This window comes from Rhizobium sp. AG855 (assembly GCF_003610655.1).
GTDB classification, from domain to species: Bacteria; Pseudomonadota; Alphaproteobacteria; order Rhizobiales; family Rhizobiaceae; genus Allorhizobium; species Allorhizobium wuzhouense.
Map to the genome: position 1 here is coordinate 272407 of NZ_RAQG01000005.1, position 19340 is coordinate 291746.

At 61.7% G+C, this 19340-nt stretch carries 17 protein-coding genes; 7 read left to right on the forward strand and 10 right to left on the reverse strand.

Annotation, left to right across the window (positions count from 1 at the left end; all coding sequences use genetic code 11):
• Positions 1-23: 23 nt before the first annotated feature.
• The 3 genes from DFO46_RS23785 (at position 24) to DFO46_RS20515 (ending at position 4209) form a co-directional block, all read left to right on the forward strand.
• The gene (locus DFO46_RS23785) at positions 24-1004 is read left to right on the forward strand and encodes a LysR substrate-binding domain-containing protein (RefSeq protein WP_147412785.1); all 981 of its coding nucleotides are present in this window, start codon (positions 24-26) and stop codon (positions 1002-1004) included.
• A 205-nt stretch (positions 1005-1209) separates the two neighbouring features.
• Positions 1210-2727 carry an aldehyde dehydrogenase family protein gene (locus tag DFO46_RS20510; protein WP_120278855.1) on the forward strand — a complete coding sequence of 506 codons (1518 nt, stop codon included), beginning with the start codon at positions 1210-1212 and terminating at the stop codon, positions 2725-2727.
• A 351-nt stretch (positions 2728-3078) separates the two neighbouring features.
• The gene (locus tag DFO46_RS20515) at positions 3079-4209 is read left to right on the forward strand and encodes an RHE_PE00001 family protein (protein ID WP_120278856.1); all 1131 of its coding nucleotides are present in this window, start codon (positions 3079-3081) and stop codon (positions 4207-4209) included.
• A gap of 37 nt (positions 4210-4246) precedes the next feature.
• Here the strand turns inward: DFO46_RS20515 and DFO46_RS20520 are convergent, their stop codons facing one another.
• On the reverse strand, positions 4247-5437 hold the full coding sequence (locus DFO46_RS20520; RefSeq protein WP_183041979.1) for a LysR family transcriptional regulator: 1191 nt from the start codon (positions 5435-5437) through the stop codon (positions 4247-4249).
• Positions 5438-5568: 131 nt separating this feature from the next.
• Here DFO46_RS20520 and DFO46_RS20525 point away from each other — a divergent pair, with 131 nt between their 5' ends.
• Genes DFO46_RS20525 through DFO46_RS20540 form a run of 4 tightly spaced genes read left to right on the forward strand, consistent with a single transcriptional unit; the run spans position 5569 to position 10985 of the window.
• Complete coding sequence (locus DFO46_RS20525) at positions 5569-6951, forward strand: amidohydrolase family protein (RefSeq protein ID WP_120278858.1); 1383 nt, start codon at positions 5569-5571, stop codon at positions 6949-6951.
• Entirely contained in the window at positions 6948-8219 is a 1272-nt protein-coding gene (locus DFO46_RS20530) for a Zn-dependent hydrolase (protein ID WP_120278859.1), read from the forward strand. Before DFO46_RS20525 ends, DFO46_RS20530 begins: the two co-directional genes overlap by 4 nt.
• Complete coding sequence (locus tag DFO46_RS20535) at positions 8200-9291, forward strand: DUF917 domain-containing protein (RefSeq protein ID WP_120278860.1); 1092 nt, start codon at positions 8200-8202, stop codon at positions 9289-9291. The genes DFO46_RS20530 and DFO46_RS20535 overlap by 20 nt, the downstream gene beginning before the upstream one ends.
• Positions 9292-9314: 23 nt before the next feature.
• Positions 9315-10985 carry a urocanate hydratase gene (locus DFO46_RS20540; protein ID WP_120278861.1) on the forward strand — a complete coding sequence of 557 codons (1671 nt, stop codon included), beginning with the start codon at positions 9315-9317 and terminating at the stop codon, positions 10983-10985.
• Between the two features lies 1 nt (position 10986).
• Here the strand turns inward: DFO46_RS20540 and phnN are convergent, their stop codons facing one another.
• The 9 genes from phnN to phnL all read right to left on the reverse strand — a co-directional run bounded on the left by phnN (position 10987) and on the right by phnL (position 19329).
• Positions 10987-11580: a phosphonate metabolism protein/1,5-bisphosphokinase (PRPP-forming) PhnN gene (phnN, locus tag DFO46_RS20545; protein ID WP_120278862.1), complete on the reverse strand. Its 594-nt coding sequence runs from the start codon at positions 11578-11580 to the stop codon at positions 10987-10989.
• Positions 11580-12719: an alpha-D-ribose 1-methylphosphonate 5-triphosphate diphosphatase gene (locus DFO46_RS20550; RefSeq protein ID WP_120278978.1), complete on the reverse strand. Its 1140-nt coding sequence runs from the start codon at positions 12717-12719 to the stop codon at positions 11580-11582. The genes phnN and DFO46_RS20550 overlap by 1 nt, the downstream gene beginning before the upstream one ends.
• Positions 12709-13422 (reverse strand): DUF1045 domain-containing protein, encoded by a 714-nt coding sequence (locus tag DFO46_RS20555; RefSeq protein ID WP_120278979.1) that lies wholly within the window; start codon positions 13420-13422, stop codon positions 12709-12711. Before DFO46_RS20555 ends, DFO46_RS20550 begins: the two co-directional genes overlap by 11 nt.
• Before the next feature lie 53 nt (positions 13423-13475).
• Positions 13476-14990 (reverse strand): phosphonate ABC transporter, permease protein PhnE, encoded by a 1515-nt coding sequence (gene phnE, locus DFO46_RS20560; RefSeq protein WP_120278863.1) that lies wholly within the window; start codon positions 14988-14990, stop codon positions 13476-13478.
• 10 nt (positions 14991-15000) lie between these two features.
• A complete protein-coding gene (phnE, locus tag DFO46_RS20565; protein WP_120278864.1) occupies positions 15001-15960 on the reverse strand; it encodes a phosphonate ABC transporter, permease protein PhnE in 960 nt (319 codons plus the stop codon).
• Between the two features lie 79 nt (positions 15961-16039).
• Positions 16040-16945: a phosphonate ABC transporter substrate-binding protein gene (gene phnD / locus DFO46_RS20570; protein WP_110792815.1), complete on the reverse strand. Its 906-nt coding sequence runs from the start codon at positions 16943-16945 to the stop codon at positions 16040-16042.
• A gap of 81 nt (positions 16946-17026) precedes the next feature.
• On the reverse strand, positions 17027-17887 hold the full coding sequence (phnC, locus tag DFO46_RS20575; RefSeq protein WP_110792816.1) for a phosphonate ABC transporter ATP-binding protein: 861 nt from the start codon (positions 17885-17887) through the stop codon (positions 17027-17029).
• Positions 17888-18007: 120 nt separating this feature from the next.
• Entirely contained in the window at positions 18008-18625 is a 618-nt protein-coding gene (locus DFO46_RS20580) for a DapH/DapD/GlmU-related protein (protein WP_120278865.1), read from the reverse strand.
• Positions 18622-19329 carry a phosphonate C-P lyase system protein PhnL gene (gene phnL / locus DFO46_RS20585; protein WP_110792818.1) on the reverse strand — a complete coding sequence of 236 codons (708 nt, stop codon included), beginning with the start codon at positions 19327-19329 and terminating at the stop codon, positions 18622-18624. Before phnL ends, DFO46_RS20580 begins: the two co-directional genes overlap by 4 nt.
• Positions 19330-19340 lie beyond the last annotated feature (11 nt).

Sequence of the window (19340 nt, forward strand, 5' to 3'; positions counted from 1 at the left end):
CCTCATGCGTCCTGTTTCTATCCATGACAGAAACCGGATCTTTGTCTTCTGAATGGATAGGCGGCTGCGGCGGGATCGGTCCAATATTATCGCTTGTCATCGATCATAGCGAATTGCTATCAGTCTGTATGGATCTGAGACAAATTCGATATTTCATCGCCGTTGCCGAGGACGAGCATTTCGGCCGTGCCTCCGAGCGCATCCACATCGCTCAACCAGCGCTCAGCAGGCAGATTCAACTTCTGGAGGGAGAACTCGGGGTCACTCTTTTCGAGCGTCTCCCACGTGGCGTAAAACTGTCTGCAGCTGGAGTGACGTTTCGTGATCACTGCAGAAAGATCCTCGTTGATCTGAGCCATGCGGTTAGCGAAACGCAGGCGGTATCGCGTGGTGAGTCTGGAATGCTGAAGCTGGGCTTTATCGAAGTGGCAGCCTGGAACGGTGTCATCCCCGAGACCATCATGGCATTTCGGAGGGATAACCCGAATGTGACGCTGGTCCTCAACTCCATGAGAAGTTTAGATCAGGTTGAGGGCATTTATGACGGCCGGATCGATGCGGGATTTCTCTATAACCCGCCCCAGGATCCGCTTTTGGCCGTCCATCACATTGCTCGCCATCACGTGATGCTCGCCGTACCGTCGGCGTCCCCTTTTGCAAGGCGGAAATCCCTTGATATTTCGGAGCTTGCCGGTCTGCCGATGATCCAGTTTCATCGACGCGCAAGTCCTGCCTTTCATGATGAACTGCACCGTGCCCTGTTTCAGTCAGGCGTCGCAGTCAGCGTTGTGCATGAAGCCGAGAACGAAGCTGAGATGCTGGCGCTGGTCACAACGGGACTGGGTAATGCCCTGGTCAACGAATGCCAGAAATGGCGCAAGCCCAACGGGGTTGAACTTGTTTTGGTAAACGGCCTGGATGTCGGGCTCAATCTCGCACTCGTTCATCGCGCCCAACATGCCTTACCGGCGCTGCAGCGGTTCCTGACCTTCCTACGCGCCTGATCAAGAGCAAAAGGATGCGTCAAGAGCATTCAGCGATAACAGATTGCGATTGATCCAGTTCTCCAATACTATTGGACCTTGGCGACGCAAGGTTGTCATTTTCACGCCATTGAATGCTGAGAGGCGCCACGCGACCAGCCGATCTTCGAGACCCAAGTGATCGCTCGGCGGCACCATGACCCGCATTAAGTTGGAGTGTCTTTGAATGCTAGCGATGATCGAGAGGGCCGGGGGCGCACCAGTGCGGATTCCGCCGGGGCATATGCTGATCGACGGGAAATGGTGTGAGGCTGCCGATGGTCGAACTATCACCGTGTACGACCCAGCGACGGAAGACAAGATCGCCGAGATTGCCGCCGGATCTGCGGATGACATCGGCCGGGCAGTTGATGCGGCACAGCGCTGCTTCGAAAGCACCTTGTGGCAGAAGATGCGTCCGATTGACCGCGGCCGGTTGCTTGAGAAGCTGGCCATCCTCATCGAGCGCGATGCCGATGAACTCGCACGCCTGGAGACTCTGGACAACGGCAAGCCCTATTTCGTCTCCAGGAATGTCGATATGCAGTTCGCGATCGACGCTTTGCGCTACTACGGCGGTTGGGCATCAAAGGTCAACGGGGAGTACATCACGCTTTCGCCGCTCTTCGATGATGGTGGCACTTATCGCGCCTATACCGACCGCAGGCCGGTCGGTGTCGTCGGTGGGATAACGCCGTGGAATTTCCCGCTTGGGCAAGCGATCCAGAAGATCGCGCCTGCAATCGCCTTCGGCTGCACGATTGTCCTCAAACCATCGGAAGAGGCTTCGCTTACCACGCTTCGTCTTGGCGAGCTCATCCTTGAAGCAGGATTACCGGACGGCGCAGTCAATATCGTCACTGGCTACGGCCAGGAAGCAGGGCAGGCGCTCGTTGATCATCCCAAAGTGCGTAAGATTGCATTCACCGGATCCACGGCGACAGGCCAGCGCATTCTCCAAGCTTCAGCACGCCATATGAAGCGCGTAACGCTCGAGCTTGGCGGCAAATCCCCGACCATCATCCTTGCCGATGCAGACCTCGACAAGGCGATCCCCGGTGCGGCGAATGCCATTTTCCCCAACTCCGGGCAGGTCTGTACCGCAGGCTCCCGGCTTTTTATTGAAGCCTCGGTTTTCGACGAGGTGAGTGCGGGTGTCGCCCGGATCGCCAGCGAGCTTCGACTGGGCAGCGGCTTTGATCCGGATACCCAGCTTGGGCCGCTGATTTCCGCGCGCCAGATAGAGCGGGTTTCTGCACTTGTCGCCAGCGGCCTCGATGAGGGCGCCGTACCTCTTTGCGGCGCGGCACGTAACGGCCAAAAGGGCTATTTCTATCAGCCGACCGTGCTGACCGGTGGACGTGCTGGTATGCGGATTGCGCGGGAAGAAGTGTTTGGGCCGGTCGTCATTGCGATGCCGATCAATGACCTTCGGCAGATCAAGTCTCTTGCAAACGATACCGAATTCGGGCTCGGCGCCAGCATCTGGACCCGTGATTTGAACAAAGCGCATCTTCTGGCTGCCGAGATCGACGCTGGTACGGTCTGGATCAACACGCACAACGTCCTAGATACATCCATGCCCTTTGGCGGGGTGAAACTGTCGGGCCTTGGACGGGAATTCGGAACGGAAGTCGTGCATGCTTACACCGAGCCCCGCGCCGTCTGCATGCGCCTTGAATCGGACGGCTTCATCACAGGTTAAACTAGGTCGTGAGATTGCAAGACGGCTGTGCCGCTTTGGATGCCTTCAGGCATGACCTAAAGTCGGTGCAGTGGCTATGTCGAAACATAAGCGGTAACTCCGCTTTTTCTTTAAACTGTCTGCGCTGGATGCATTCCAGCCGTGGCGTGAAGCCAGCGCAGGTCGCGGTGACGCGCGGTGTCGTTAGTTAGCCCGAAATCCCGGTGATACGGGCATTATGGCCTGCGTTAAACTACCGGCTGTCAGGAATTGCGCTCACCGAAAGTCAGATGATCCATCGACAACCGTTTCCCAAGTTGAATATTAAGGCGGATATAGAGTTCGGTTCGGAAATCGTTTACCACGATTTCAATGGCTTATGATCCCACCAAGTTGAGCTTTACGGACGTGGTGCGTCCGGCTTTCGACGCAGGCGTTGCGCTTGCACGGCTGGATGAGCGTGTCGCCCGCTCGCCGGTCGGCGCCGGCTGGATCGAACGCATGCAATTTTCCGATGCATGCGCATCCTTGTGGCTCGACGGCGAGCTCGTCCATATTGAAGACCTGGTGCTCCACGACGCCCTTAGAGACATTCGCGCGCCCACTCACGAACTTACCATCGCCCGGGACGTGTTGAAAACCCGACGGCGCATTGCGTCGCAATTGCCCGGCTGGGCGCTATCGGCCGAAGGCCTGCGAAGCTTGCGAGGACAGATGGCAGCACCGGTGCCGGACCGCATTGCGGCAAGCGCGGAGAGCGGGCCTCTCACTGGCGATGTCGTGGAAGGATGGGAGGCGGAAGAAAGCGATGACGGCGCCGGCCTGCTCGATGCCGAATTCGCCGCCATCGACGCTCTGCTCGCCCGATCGGATGCCGCCATCGAACAGGCAAAGCGGCCCGTCGAAAGCGCGAGCGCGCCGGAAAGGGATCCGCTGGTCTATGATCTCGACTGGGACGAGGACGAACGGTTGGCGGAATGGAGCGAGGTCTTGCGGCAGGTGGAGGATCTGCCGGCGGTCCTGCGGGGGATCGTTGCCCTGGATGCGTGGAATGAGCTGGCGGTGCTCCAGCATGCGCCCTGGCTTGGACGACTGTTGGTCGCCTCGATCCTCCGCCAAGCAGGCGTGACGACCGGCACCCATCTCGCGGCCATCAACATCGGACTGAAAACCATTCCCATCGACCGGCGCCGGCATCGCCATCGCGAGACCCGGCTGGTGGCCATTGCCGAAGGGCTGATCGCGGCTGCTGAGCTCGGGCTGAAGGAGCACGATCGGCTGGCGCTGGCGCGAAAAATGATGGAGCGGAAACTGGAGGGGCGGCGGACCTCGTCAAAACTACCGGAACTCGTGGACCTGGTCCTTGCCAGGCCGCTTGTCTCGGCCGGCATGGTCGCCAAGACCCTCGGCGTGACGCCGCAGGCGGCACGGCGGATTGTCTTGGAGCTGGGCTTGAGAGAGATGACCGGCAGGGAGCGATTTCGGGCATGGGGCATCATTTGAGCCTCGCCCGGTGCGGCAGTGTGATTGGCCAATCCATTCATTCCAGGGTGGTCGGTTGCACCCAAAGCGACTTCAGCACCAGATCGGCAAGTCGCCGCGCGGCGAAGCTCGGGGGCCAGGCGAGGGTGAGTTTCAGGTCATAATCCGGTTCGAGCCTGACGGCATCAAGCGGCCCGTCCATCTTGGCAAACGAAGCCTCCGGCAAGACGGCGAGGAATCCATGTTCCAGCACAAGATTGACCAGGATCGGCAAAGAATCGATTTCGAGCAGCGTGAGGCCATCCCGTTCGGCCTCGGTCAAATGGGAGGCCAGATAGGCCGTGAACATTTGACGCAAGCCGCTTCGCTTGCTTGGCACGGCGATCGGCCGGCTGCAGATCAGGCTCGGTAGATCCGGGGCTCCGTCTGACAACAATGGCGGACGCCCAACAATCGCAAGGCTCAGGTTCGCCACAACCTTGCGTTCCAGATGTGCTGGCACGAGATCCGTGTCCAGCAACGCCAGATCGAATTGGCCAGACTGCAATCCGCTCAGAAGATCCTCAGCCGTCGTGCTGGAGATGAACAGGGGGGTCTTCGGTCGCTCCGACAACCAGCGGGCGGCCAGCGCTGCCAATTGGCGCGCGGTTTCGCTCTCATGCCCCAGTGGGATGATGGTGCCGAGCCGGAAGGTCGATATGGTCCGGCGAAAATCGCGGTCCGCCTGCCGCGTCATGCCCTGCCAGACGGCATCGAGCGCTTCGGCATGCGCCAGAAGTTCGCGGCCGATTGCGGTGGGCAGCGTGCCGCCGACGGTTCGCTCCAGGAGTGGCTGCCCAGCCAGTGTTTCGAGCCCGGCAATCTGCCGAGAGAGTTGCGGTTGGCCCGTTTGGAGGTCTCTTGCGGCACGTCGGATGCTGCCGGCGCGCACAACATCACAATAACGCTGCAGCGCCAGGAGGCTTAGCGTCCGAACGGGAGGATTTCCCTGTCCGGCTGAACCGAGGAGGCTGTGCAGCTGCTGGGAAATGTCGGCCGCCGTTTCGAGATCCGGCCGCAAACGCTGGGCCTCCAGGGTCGGCGCAATCGTCGCCTTTGTCTTGATCATGAGGGGTGTCGCCAGTGCCTTTTCCAGCCGGATCAGTGCGGCGGAGACGCTTGCAGCGGGGCGTGCCAAGGTGCGTGCTGCCTGCCGCAGCCCTCCGCATGTGAGGACCGTATGAGCGGCAATCAGCGTGAACGTATCCATGGGGCCTCTGAGCGCGGGATGGCTTGGGAACACGCATCCCCTGTTCAACATATGGGATATCCCAGGTCGGGAATAAAGCAATACACTCCACGGCACGACCGTAAGTTTCGGCGCCGCAGAGGGAGAAGGTCATGACGGACTTCGATCTGGTACTCAAGGGAACTCTGGTGTTGCCGGACCGGATCATACCCTCCGGCTATGTTGCTGTTCGTGACGGCCTGATCGCCACAATCGGCCAGGGCGCTGCGCCCTCTGCCCGCGCGCGCCATGATCTGGGCGAGGCGCTGATCCTTCCTGGCGCCATTGATGCACAGGTGCATTCGCTGAGCCAGAAGGGCCAGGAGGATTTCATCTGGTCGACCCGCTCCGCGGCAGCCGGCGGTGTGACCACCATCGTTGACATGCCCTATGACGAGGGTGACCTGATCTGCTCGGGCGCTGCCGTCAAACGCAAGGTGGCGCACGCGTCCTCCCAGGCGCGAGTCGATTTTGCGCTTTACGGCACGATCGACCCGGAGGAGGGGCCAGCCCGGATCCCTGAGCAGGTCGAGGCCGGGGTCGCCGCCTTCAAGTTCTCCACCTTCGGCACCGATCCGAAACGTTTTCCTCGCATTCCGGCCGCTCTCCTGCAATCGTGTTTTCAGGCCATCGCACCGACCGGTCTGCCGGCTGGTGTGCATAACGAGGATGACGAATTTATCCGCGCAGCGATCGAGGCGGTGAAGGCGGCAGGCATCACCGACTACCGCGCCCACGGCCTGTCGCGCCCGCCGCTCACTGAACTGCTCGCCATGCACCAGATCTACGAGACAGGTGTCGCGACCGGCTGCCCCGCCCATGTCGTGCATTGTTCGCTTGGACGCGGTTACGAGATCGCTGCCGGTTACCGCGCCCAGGGACATGCCGCAACCATCGAAGCCTGCATCCATTATCTCGTGCTCGACGAGGAAAACGATGTCAGGCGGCTCGGCGGCAAGGCCAAGATCAACCCGCCGATCCGCCCGCGCGCCGAGGTCGAGAAGCTCTGGCGCCATGTCGCGGCCGGTAATGTCACGCTTGTCTCGACCGACCATGTCAGCTGGTCGGAGCAGCGCAAGACCAACCCCGACATGCTCGCCAATTCCTCCGGCGTGCCTGGGCTCGAGGTCATGCTTCCGCTCTTCGTCAAGGGCGCGCTTGAGCGCGGCATTCCGCTCACCTGGGCCGCACGGCTGATGGCCGAGAACCCCGCACGGCATTTCCGCATTGATCACGTGAAGGGGGCGCTGGAGGTCGGCAAGGATGCCGATATCGCCGTGATGACGCCAAGCAACCATGTCTACGACGCGGGAGAAAGCGGCCATAACGTCGTCAGTTGGTCGCCGTATAATGGCATCAGGCTGCCATATCGCGTGGCGGCCACCTATCTGCGCGGCAAGCTCGCCTTTGACGGCAGTCGGATGCTGGCGGAGCCAGGGACCGGAAACTTCGTTAGGCCGCCGGCAAGTCTTGCCCTTCCGGGGCGCATGTCATGACGCGCAATCTGCTGGTGGATGCGAGCAGGATCGCCGCCGATATCGATGCGCTGGCCGCCATCACCGAACCGGATCGCCCCTATACGCGCCGCGCTTTTACGCCGCTCTTTCTTGAAGGGCGCCGCTATCTGGAGGATCGCTTTCGAAGCGCAGGCCTTGAAACCCGGATCGATGCGAGCGGCAATCTGATTGGCCGGCGAGCCGGAACCGAGCCTGGTCGCGGCACCCTCATGCTCGGCTCCCATTCGGACACGGTTCCCGAAGGCGGGCGCTTCGACGGCATTGCCGGCGTGGTGGCCGCACTTGAGGTCGCGCGCACCATCGCCGGTCGCGGCATCACCCTCAGTCATGACCTTGAGATCGTCGATTTCCTCGCCGAGGAAGTCTCGATCTTCGGCGTCTCCTGCATCGGCAGCCGGGGTATGGCCGGCGTCATGCCGGTGGAATGGCTGGGCCGCCAGGCCGGCGACCTCAGCCTTGAGGAAGGGCTTGTCATGGTCGGCGGCGACCCGTCCGTGTCTGCCGCCAGGACGGATATACGCGCTTTCCTGGAACTCCATATCGAGCAGGGGCCGGTGCTGGAGGAGGCCCGTCTCGACATCGGCGTGGTGACGGCAATTGCCGGTATCACCCGCATTGAGGTGATCGTTACCGGCCGGGCCGATCATGCCGGGACAACGCCGATGACGGGACGCCTTGATGCGCTGTCAGCAGCTGCCCGGCTGGTGCTGGCGATCGAGCGCCTCGGGAAAGAGCTTGCATCAGGACCGGGGCATTTCGCGGCCACCGTCGGCGAGTTCGAGATCGAGCCGAATGCCGCCAATGTCGTGCCCTCGCGGGTCAGAATGCTGCTTGATGTCAGAGCCGAATTACGGCCGGACATCGACCGGTTCCGCGCTGGTCTCGGAGAAGCCGTTGACGCGGTGGCGCAGGAGACAGGCGTGGCCATCGCGACGCCGAAACTGCTTTCCGACAATCCCGCGACCCCGATGCATTCTCTTGCGATCAACGCCCTGGAAGCGGCCTGCCATGCGACCGGCGCCAGCCATCGCCGGATGGCCTCCGGGGCCGGGCATGACGCCGCCTTCATGGCGCGGATCTGCCCGGCAGGCATGGTCTTCATCCCCTGCGCCGGCGGGCGCAGCCACGCGCCGGAAGAATGGGCTGACAACGCCGATATCACGCTCGGGGCGGCTGTGCTGCTCGATGCAATTCTGAGACTGGACGACGACTTGAAGGAGACCGAAGATGGGACGCATACTGACTGAGAAGGATGTCGAGGCGGCCGTCAAGGGCGGCTCCGTCTATGCCGCTGGTGGCGGTGGGTGGGCCGATCATGGCCGCATGCTGGGCTACGCGGCCGTCAGCATCGGCAAGCCGGAACTGGTCTCGATCGAGGAACTGGCAGATGACGACTGGGTGGCGACGGCTGCTGCCATAGGCGCACCCGCTTCGACGACCCCCTGGGAAATGCAGGGCGTGGATTATGTGAAGGCCGTACAGCTTCTGCAGGAGGCGCTCGGCGAGAAACTGTCAGGCCTGATCATCGGCCAGAACGGCAAATCCTCCACGCTAAACGGCTGGTTGCCCTCCGCCATTCTCGGCACAAAGGTCGTTGATGCGGTCGGCGATATCCGCGCCCATCCGACCGGCGACATGGGCGCAATCGGCATGGCGGGCTCGCCGGAACAGATGATCCAGACGGCCGTTGGTGGCAACCGGGCGGAGAACCGGTATATTGAGCTCGTGGTCCGCGGCGCCACGGCCAAGATCTCGCCGATCCTGCGCACGGCCGCCGACCAGTCCGGCGGCTTCATCGCATCCTGCCGCAACCCGTTGCGGGCGTCCTACGTCAGGCGCAACGCAGCCCTTGGCGGCATCTCGCTGGCGCTGTCCCTCGGTGAAGCGATCATCGCAGCGGAAGCGAAGGGGGCGAGTGCCGTCATCGACGCGATCGTCAAGGCAACCTCGGGCACGATCCTGAAGGAAGGCATCGTGACGAAGAAGGCAGTGGTCTACACCAACGAGGCCTTCGATGTCGGCACGGTCACGGTCGGCTCTGATGATACGGCCCTGACGCTGCACATCATGAATGAATACATGGCCGTCGATGACGCAGGGGGCAAACGTCTCGCCACCTTCCCCGATGTCATCACGACGCTGTCGACCGAGGGCGAGCCGCTCAGCGTCGGCCAGCTGCATGAGGGCATGGCGATCTTCATCCTGCATGTCCCGAAAACGGTGATCCCTCTTTCGTCCGGCGTCAAAGATCCCGCCGTCTATCCGCCGGTCGAAAAGGCGCTCGGCATCCGTATCGCCGATTACGCCCTGGCAGACTGACCGAACGCTGAAGGAGACGTGCCATGCCGAAACCCAATCCGCGCCATCCCGGCTTTCCCATTCCCGGCGGTCCTGAGCTGAGGGCAAAGGGCTGGCGCCAGGAGGCGCTTCTCAGACTGCTGGAAAACGTGCTTTCGGTCGGAGAAGATCCGGATCGGCTGATCGTCTATGCGGCCCTTGGCAAGGCGGCGCGCAACTGGCCCGCCCATGCGAAGATCGTCGAAACGCTTCTTTCCATGGACGAGGACCAGACGCTGATCATCCAGTCGGGCAAGCCGGTCGGGCTGCTCAAGACCCATGCCAAAGCGCCGCTGGTCATCATGGCCAATTGCAATATCGTCGGCCAATGGGCGAAGGCCGAGGTCTTCTATGACCTTGAGAGGAAGGGACTGATCTGCTGGGGCGGACTGACGGCCGGTGCCTGGCAATATATCGGCTCGCAGGGCGTCATCCAGGGGACCTACGAGATATTCATGCGCATTGCCGAGCGGCGCTTCGACGGCTCGCTTGCCGGTCGTTTCATCCTGACGGCGGGTCTCGGCGGCATGGGCGGGGCGCAGCCGCTGGCTGGCCGTATGGCGGGCGCCGCCATCCTCGTGGTCGACATCGATCCGGAACGGGCCGAAAAGCGCCGGGCGATCGGCTTCCTCGACGTGATCGCGCCGGATCTCGATACGGCGCTGCGCCTGATCGATGAGGCGGTTGCGGAAAAGCGTGCCGTCTCCGTCGGTTTGGTCGGGAATGCCGCCGACATCTATCCGAAGATCGAGGCGCGGGGCGTGGTCCCCGACATCGTCACCGACCAGACCTCCGCGCATGATCTCGTTTATGGTTATGTCCCCAAGGGCATGAGCCTCGACGAAGTTCGTCGTCTGCGCGAGGAGGGGCCTGCCCAGCTGATGGCGGCGAGCCGTGCCTCGATCGTCGACCATGTCCGCGCCATGCTCGCCTTCCAGAAAAAGGGTTCCGAAGTTTTCGACAACGGCAATCTGATCCGCACCCAGGCGAGGGAAGGCGGCGTGACAAACGCCTTCGACATTCCGATCTTCACCGAGGCCTATTTGCGCCCGCTGTTCTGCAAGGCGATCGGCCCGTTCCGCTGGATGGCGCTCTCGGGCGAGGAAAGCGATATCGCGCGGATCGACGACCTCGTGCTCGAACTCTTTCCCGACAATTTCATTGTCACCAACTGGATTGCGCTGGCGCGGCACTATGTGCCGTTCGAAGGACTTCCCGCCCGCATCGCGTGGCTTGGACACGGCGAACGCACCCGACTTGCCGTTGCGGTCAATGAAATGGTTGCGTCTGGCGAACTCAAAGGCCCGATCGCCTTTTCGCGTGATCATCTCGATGCAGGCGCCATGGCCCATCCCAACATCATGACGGAGAACATGAAGGATGGATCGGACGCGATCGCCGACTGGCCGCTGATCAATGCCATGACCCTGTGCGCCTCCATGGCCGATCTCGTCGTTATACACTCAGGCGGTGGGGGGTATGCAGGCTACATGACCAGTGCCGGCGTCACCATCGTAGCCGACGGAACGGATGCGGGGGCCGAACGGCTGTCGCATGCACTGACGAATGACACGTCGCTTGGTATTATCCGATATGCCGATGCAGGATATGACGCGGCAGTTGAGGCAGCCGAAGCGGCTGGGGTTGGTTATTTGCCCCTCGGCCCGGCAACCTGACTCAAGCCTTCTGCTGCTGCAGATCCTGGAGCAGGGTGACCAAGGTCCGGACGGCTGTGTCCAGGCTACCGCTGTTGTCGATCTTGACGGTGTTGAAACTCGCCGGTAGCGGATCGACGGCGCGCGAAAGCCGTGCTTCGATTTCCTCCCTGCTCTCGCGTCCGCGCGCGGCCAATCTGGCCGCAAGCACATCGCGGCTGGCCGTCACAGTGACCACCACGAGGCGGGGAAAGACGGACTGGAAGCGATCGAGCGCCGAGCGCGAACCATTGACCACGACGATACGGCCCGCCTCGAGATCATCCAGCACGGACGCCGGCACCCCGTATTTCAATCCATGGGCGTCCCAGCTCACGGCAAAGGCGCCGGCTTTCTCCAGCTGGCCGAAGTCCCCCGCCGAAACCGGCATGTGGTTTTCACCCGCCTCGTCCGCCGGGCGGGTGATCATGCGCCTTGCAAAACGAATGCCCGGAGAGTCGGCAAGCGCAGTCCTCGCAGCGCCGATCAGGCTGTCCTTGCCGACACCACTCGGACCAACAACGGCAACCAATGTGCCGGTCTGCGTTGCAGCTGGACTTTCCGGCGATGCACTCATCACGCCACCCGTCGTCCCTGGCGCCACACGGCCTTGACCACCGGTACACCCTCGGAGCGGCGAACATGGACGAGATCGGCCCGCAGGCCGGGGGCAATCCGGCCGCGATCTTCAAGGCCGACGGTGCGGGCCGGCGTCGCCGTGACCATGGCGAGTGCTGCCGGCAGGTCGATGCCGTCGATATCGTCGGCGAGCACGAAGGCCGCATGCAGCAGGCTGAGCGGAACATAATCGGAAGACAGCACGTCGAGCACGCCGAGCTTGGCGAGATCACGTGCCGCGATATTGCCGGAGTGCGACTTGCCGCGCACCACGTTCGGTGCCCCCATCAGCACGCTCATGCCGGCCTTGTGGGAGGCTTCTGCCGCCTCCAGGCTGGTCGGGAATTCGGCGAGTTTCACCCCATGACCCTTGGCCTCCTCGACATGGGCAAGCGTCGCATCGTCGTGGCTGGCAACCGTGATGCCGCGCTCGGCACAGATCCGAGCCAGAGTGTCTCGGTGGATGCTGGAATACTGCTCCGACAGCGCAAGCCGGTTTTCGACGAAGCGGGTAAAGTCCACGTCGGAGAGGCCACGCTTGGTCTTATAATAGAGCGTGTACTGGTCCATCGTCTGGAACTGCCGCTGGCCTGGAGAATGATCCATCAGCGAGACGAGGCGGACATGCGGGTCGGTTTCGAAATCGGCGAAGTGGTCCAGCACATTGTTCGAGGCGACCTCGCAGCGCAGGTGGATCAGGTGATCGGCGCGCAGGCGGTCATCCTTTTCGGCGGCCTGGATGGCGTCCGCCATGTCGCGCATCTCGCCCTTGTCGAAACCGCCGTCTTCATCCGATCCCATGCGCAGGCAATCGAAGACCGTGGTGATGCCTGACGTGACAACCTGGGCATCATGGGCCTGGATCGCCGAGGTCTTGTCCCAGCGCACGCCGGGGCGCGGAGAATAGTGGGCCTCAAGATGATCGGTGTGCAGTTCGACCAGGCCGGGAACGACGTAGTCGCCGCCGAGGTCCTCGCCGAGGCGGCTTGCGCCTTCGTCGATCGCCTCGATCAGACCGTCGCGAATGAGAAGGCTGCCGTGGACGATACGGTCCTCGATCACGATGCGGGCGTTGGAGAGGATCAGTTCAGCCATGATGATAACCATTGGTTGGGGCAGGGGAAAGCGGCTGCCGGGAATGGACGATGAAGGGCGCACCGCGCTCCGGCTCGATGAAAAGAGTGAGGGAATCGATTGCCAGCGCTCGCCGGGTAAAGGGCGAGAAGCGGCGTTCAAGCAACTGCGCCATCACATCTGCACGCTGTTCGGGTACCGGCCCGCTCAGTGTCATGTGAAAGCGAAAGTCATCGAACACATGCGGATAACCCCAGGTGAAGAGGTTCTGCCGCTGACGTTCGCCGAGTCTCTCTGGATTGCGGCGCGCAATATCGGCATCGGAGAGGGGCGCGCGAAAAGGTTCGAAGAACTCAACCACGGCAGCGGCAAAATCCTGCAGCGGCGGATGCGGCGTTTCAGGCACCAGCGCAAAGAAGGGGCCGAGCTGGCCCATGACCACCGAGGGGATGGCAAAGGTCGAGTGATTTCGACAGAAGGCGGTCATGGCCGCCAGAAGATCGGCTTCGCTGCAACCGTCTTTCAGCGAAAATGGTGCTTTCAGCGTGGCATGAAAACCGTAGCGGCGTGGATCTTCGGTGAGTGCCGAGATTTCGTCAAAACCGATCTCCGGATGGTCCTCCTGTGTGAGGACCGCACCCGAAAAGGCGTCACGTCCCAGCCAGGTCGAGGCTGTACGGGTGAGCGGAGCGTCTTCGGCGGGCGTGAAATAGAGGGCGTAACGCAAGGTCGTGCTTTCGAAATGCTGGATCGAGCGCAAACGCATGCGCCCGTTCGGGATCAGTGCCGGCTTTTTCCCATGAGTCGTGAGCGCAGGCTATTGGAAATGGCGTCGAAGAGGAAAACGACGATGAGGATGAGCACCACCATATAGGCAACGTTTTCCCAGTCGGAGTTTGTGCGCATCGCTTCCCAGAGCTTCAAACCGATGCCGCCAGCGCCGACGGCGCCGATGATCGTGGCTGAGCGTGTATTGCTCTCCCAGAAATAGAGCGCCTGTGAGGCAAAGACGGGAAGAACCTGCGGCAGTACGCCGAAGCGCTGCACGGCGATGGGCGAGGCACCCACGGACTTCACGCCCTCACGCTGCTTGTCGTCGATGTTCTCAAGTGCCTCTGCATAGAGCTTGCCGAGGGTGCCGGTGTCGGTGAAGAAGATCGCCGAAATGCCGGCGAGCGGTCCGGGGCCGAAGGCACGGGTGAAGAACAGAGCCCAGATCAGCATGTCGACCGAGCGTAGGAAATCGAAGAAACGTTTGGTCAGCTGGTTCATCGGCCGGTTGCGGCTGATATTGCGCGCGGCGATGAAGGACAGCGGGAAGGCGACGAGCATGGCCAGCAGCGTGCCCATGAAGGCCATGACGATGGTCTGCAGAAGCTTGGTCCACACGTCGAGGTGCTGCCAGGACGCATTGTAGAGGACATTGTTCCAGGCGAGCGCCAGATTGCTCATCTTCGGATCGATCCGGTCTTCGGACGTAATCTTGTGCAGGACCTGCGCAGGCGTCAGATCGAAGAAGGGCGAGTTGGTGTCGAAGATGAAATTTTCCCAGCCGAGGAAACGCTTGCGCACCCGCACCCGCTCAGCCGTGACGTCGATCCAGCCGGCCATGCCGAAATAGGCGATAACGCGACCGCCTTCGGCCCGTTGTTCAACCCAGTCGGGACGTGGGCCTTGAAGGGTGACGGTATCGCGCACGTGATCAAGCGCCAGCGACACCGTTTCGCCGCAGCGTGTCAGCACGAGATTGGTCCCGTCGAGATCGATGCTGGCTGCGCTTCCGAGCGTCACATGGGCGCTGGTGATCACCTCTTGCGTCACTGTCTTCGGGGCGGTCGGCGCTGCCTGCGCTGCGCTGCCGGCTTGCGGTGCCGTCGGTGCGAGGAAGCTGAAGGAGGATTTCGGTGCAGCCGGAGCGGCCGTCTGCGCTGCAGGGGCCACCTCTGTCAGGGTGCGGGTGACCGTCTCCTTCCTGGCGTCGATCCAGTCCGGGTTGGGGTGGGGACCGATCGGATCGAAACGCGGATAGGTGATCTCCATCGATCCATCCGGCGCGATCTGGAATTCCGGGCGGATCTCATAGGAAACCCAGTCGGCGAGATAATTGCCGGCCAGACCCCAGTTGGCTTCACTGATCGTCTTGCCGACGGCAAAGAACCACCAGCAGAAGACGAAATAGAGCGCCAGAATGCCGATCGACAGCGGCATCCGGTAGCGTTGCCAGACGCTGCGCTCCAGCACATGCGGATAGCGCTCGGCCAGACGGTTGAGTTCGGCAGTGTTGATCATGGACATTGTCATATCCTCACGTAACCGCCTGGAAGGCCTGTTCGCCGACGAGCCTGCGGCGCAGCGAAGCGGAGAACTGATCGACGGCAATGACGGTGGTCAGAAGCAGGAGAACGATGGCCAGCGTCTTGGCCTCGTGTCCCTGGCTGATCGACAGGCGCAGCACTTCGCCGATCCCGCCGCCGCCGACCGCACCAATGATGGTCGAGGCGCGGACATTGATCTCGAAACGCAGCAGAAAATAGCTGATGAAGTTCGGCATGACCTGCGGCGTAATCCCGAACCAGACGCGCTCGAACCAGTTGGCGCCGACCGCTCGCAAGCCTTCGTCGGCGCGCATGTCGGCATTCTCGATCACCTCGTAGAACAATTTGCCGAGCGCACCGATCGTATGGATCGAAACGGCGATGATCGCCGGGATCGCCCCGAGCGAGAGGATGGCGAGGAAGAAGCCCGCAAGCACCACTTCGGGAAAGGCGCGCAGCACTTCCATCACCCGGCGCATCGGCCAACGCACCCAGACGAGCGGCATCATGTTGCGTGCAGCCAGGAAGGCGAAGCAGAAGCCGAAGATCACGCCGATGACCGTCGAGAGCAGTGCGATATTGATGGTCTCGACCATCTTGTAGAAATACTCGGGGATATAGAGGCTCTGGGTCAGATAGAGCCTGCCGTCCGGGTAGTTGAATTTCAAACTGCCATCGTCATAGGGAGAGGGCAGGTCGAACAGGGCACGCCAGATCTCCCAGCCATCGCGCGGTACGAGGTCGCCGATGAAATCGAAGAAATAGGGCAGCCGATCGAAGAACTTGCCGGAATTCGTCTCATTGGCGAACCAGACGGAGCCTGTCACCGCGAAGAACAGGATGACGATCCCGAGCCCGGTATAGAGGCGTCGCTTGGAGGCGAGCTCCTGCCAGTGGCGCTCCACGGCGGCACCGCTTTCACTGAGCGGCTGCAATGTCGACAGACGCATCGACCATCCCCTTCAGACTGCGTTCAAGAAAGAACCGCCGGTCGGCAAAGACCGGCGGTTCCTTGTGCAAATGCTGGTATCAGCCGCCGATGGTGGACTTGCGGGCGTCGATGATCGGCTTGTAGAAGTCGACGTTGACTTCGGTGAAGCCCTTGAAATCACCGCCCTGAACGGCCGAGAAGCAGGCCGGATCGGAGGTCGGCAGGTCCATCATGAACTTCTTGAACTTCGCCTTCATGTCTTCGTTCATCGAGGTGCGGACGACCACCGGGCCGTTCGGGATGAGCGGGGACTTCCACAGTTCGACGAGGTCGTCCATGTTGAGGATGCCCTTGTCGACCATCTTGCGCAGGTTGCCGGACGTGTAGCCGTCCTTGAAGTCGCCGACGCCGGAGCCGAAGGTCGTGCCGGCATCGAAGGTGCCCTTGAGCACTTCGAGAACTAGGTTCTCGTGGCCGCCGCCAAAGCCGGTTTCAGCGACATATTCCTTGACCGGGGCGCCAAGCACTTCCGGCAGGGTGACCGAAGGAACGAGATAGCCGGAGGTGGAGTCCGGATCGGCGAAGCCGAGCTTCTTGCCCTTGATGTCGGTGACCTTGGTCATGCCCGAATCCTTGCGGGCAACCATGATCGAATAGTAGCCCATCGAACCGTCGGTCTGGACGGTGGTCAGGATCGGCTCGACCGCATCGGCCTTGGCGAGGTAGATCTTGGCAAAGCCGGAGGCGCCGAGTTCGGCATAATCGAGCGTGCCGCCGAGCAGACCCTGGATGACGCCGTCATAGTCGGCGGCCGGGAAGAGCGAGACTTTCTCAACGCCGAGAACGGCCGGGAGCTTTTCGGTCATGCACTGGTAGTTGCGCAGACGGTCGGCTTCGTTTTCGCCACCGAGGATACCGATGCGGAATTCCTTGAGGTCTTCGGCATGGGCGGCACCGGCAAGAGCGCCAAGAGCCACGGCGGCAAGCAGGGTCTTCTTCAACATGAGCTTATCTCCTGTTTCATGGAAAGGATTGGAACTGTCGGGAATACTCGCCCTTAACGCGGGGCCAGCGATCTTCGTGGCTCAGGCCTCGGCAGCTGCCAGAGGGCGAAGGCCAGGGGATGGGATCTTGCGCGCGACATCATTGTCCTGATGCGCGATCGTGATGCTGGTCGAGGTCATGGTCTCGTCGATACCGGCGCCATGCCTATCGGCACCGTAGATCTCATGCACGGCATCGGCCGTGAGATCCGACGGTGCACCGTCGAAGACGACCCGGCCGCGAGCCATGCCGATGATGCGTTCGCAGTAATTGCGCGCCGTATCGAGCGTATGGAGATTGGTGATGACGGTGATGCCTTCGCGCTCGTTGATGTCGCGCAGCGCATCCATGACGATCTTGGCATTGAGCGGATCGAGCGAGGCGATCGGTTCGTCGGCGAGCACCATTTTCGGCGACTGCATCAGGGCACGAGCAATCGCGACGCGCTGCTGCTGGCCGCCCGACAGAGTGCCGGCAGCCTGCAACGCCGTCTGCTCGATGCCAAGGCGCTCCAGCGCGGCGATGGCCATCAGGCGCTCTTCGCGGGAAAAGATATTTAGCATGGACAGCGCGGTCGAACGGTGATTGAGGCGACCAAGAAGAACATTGGTCAGCACATCGAGGCGCGGAACCAGATTGAACTGCTGGAAGATCATCGCGCAGTCGCGTTGCCAGTTGCGGAGTGCTGCTCCGTGCAGGGTCGAGATCTCGACATCACCGAAACGAATGGACCCGGACGTCGGATCGACGAGACGGTTGATCATGCGCAGAAGTGTAGACTTGCCGGCACCGGAGCGCCCGATGACGCCCACCATCTGGCCAGCCGGGATCTCGATGCTGACGGAATCGACGGCCTTGTGGCTGCCGAACTGTCGAGTGAGGTTGTCCAACTGGAAACGCATTGTGGTTCCTTCGCCGTCATTGATTGCGGTGCTGGTTATCCACTAGCGCCTCATCGTGAAGCGCGAATGTCAGATTTGTGTAGGATTTGTTAAACTACACAAGTCATTGAAAATAATAACTTATGCTGCGTATTTCGCCAGGAATTGCTCGGCGTCCAGGTGCCGAAAATCATCGAGCGCAGCAAAGAGACGGTCGTTATCCCAGTCCCACCAGGCGAGCGTCTGCATGCGCTCGGCCACGGCTTTTGGAAAGCGCTCGCGGATAAGCTTTGCCGGCACGCCGCCGACAATCGTATAGGGCTCGACATCCTTCGAGACGACGGCACCGGCGCCGATCACGGCGCCATCGCCGACGGTGACGCCGGGTAGCAGGGTCGCGCCATGACCGATCCAGACGTCATGGCCTATGGTCACGCGGTTCTCGCGGCGCCAGGCGAAGAAGTCGTGGTCATTGTCCGCGCCGTCAAAATAGCTGGCGGCCCGGTAGGTGAAGTGGTGCAGCGTTGCGCGCCACATCGGATGATTGGTGGCGTTGATGCGCACGGCGGCGGCAATGTTGGCAAACTTGCCGATCGTGGCGCACCACGCCGCACCATCACGTTCGATATAGGAATAGTCGTCCATTTCCACCTCGTCGAGGCGGCAGCGCTCCCCGACTTCGGTATACCGGCCGAGGGTGGAGTTGTTGACGCTGGCGCCGGGATGGACCAGCGGTTCAAGTCCGAGCTTCTTAGTCATGCGGCGGCCTTTCGCGGCGAAAACTTGATAACGTCGAGAATGCGGTCGGCAACGGCCTCGCGGACTTCCTCGTCGTGGAAGATGCCGAGCAGTGCGACACCTTGGCGCTTCTTGGCGCGGATCATCTCGACGACAACGGCACGGTTGGCCGCATCGAGCGACGCCGTCGGCTCGTCCAGGAGAAGGATCGCATGATCGGTGATGAAGCCACGGGCAATGTTGACGCGCTGCTGTTCACCACCGGAAAAGGTGGAGGGCGGCAACTGCCAGAGATCACGCGGCAGGTTCAGCCGGGCAAGAAGCTCAGCCGCACGCTCCCGGGCCTCGTCGGTCGCGACGCCACGGGCAACCAGCGGTTCAGCGACGACATCAAGGGTGGAGACGCGCGGGACGGTGCGCAGGAACTGGCTGACATAACCCAGCGCCGAGCGCCGGACATCGAGCACGGCACGCGGGTCTGCAGAGGCGATATCGACGATACGGCCGTCCTTATTGATCAGGATCTGGCCGGCATCGACGGCGTAGTTGCCGTAGAGCATCTTCAGGATCGAACTCTTGCCGATACCCGAGGGGCCGCCGAGCACGACGCATTCCCCTGACGCAACGGAGAAGGATACATTCGATACGACCGGCAGGCGAAGTCCGCCGCGCAGATGCATGGTGAAGCTTTTCGAGACGTCGGAGACGATAAGGGGCGTGGCCATGATTTTCTCCA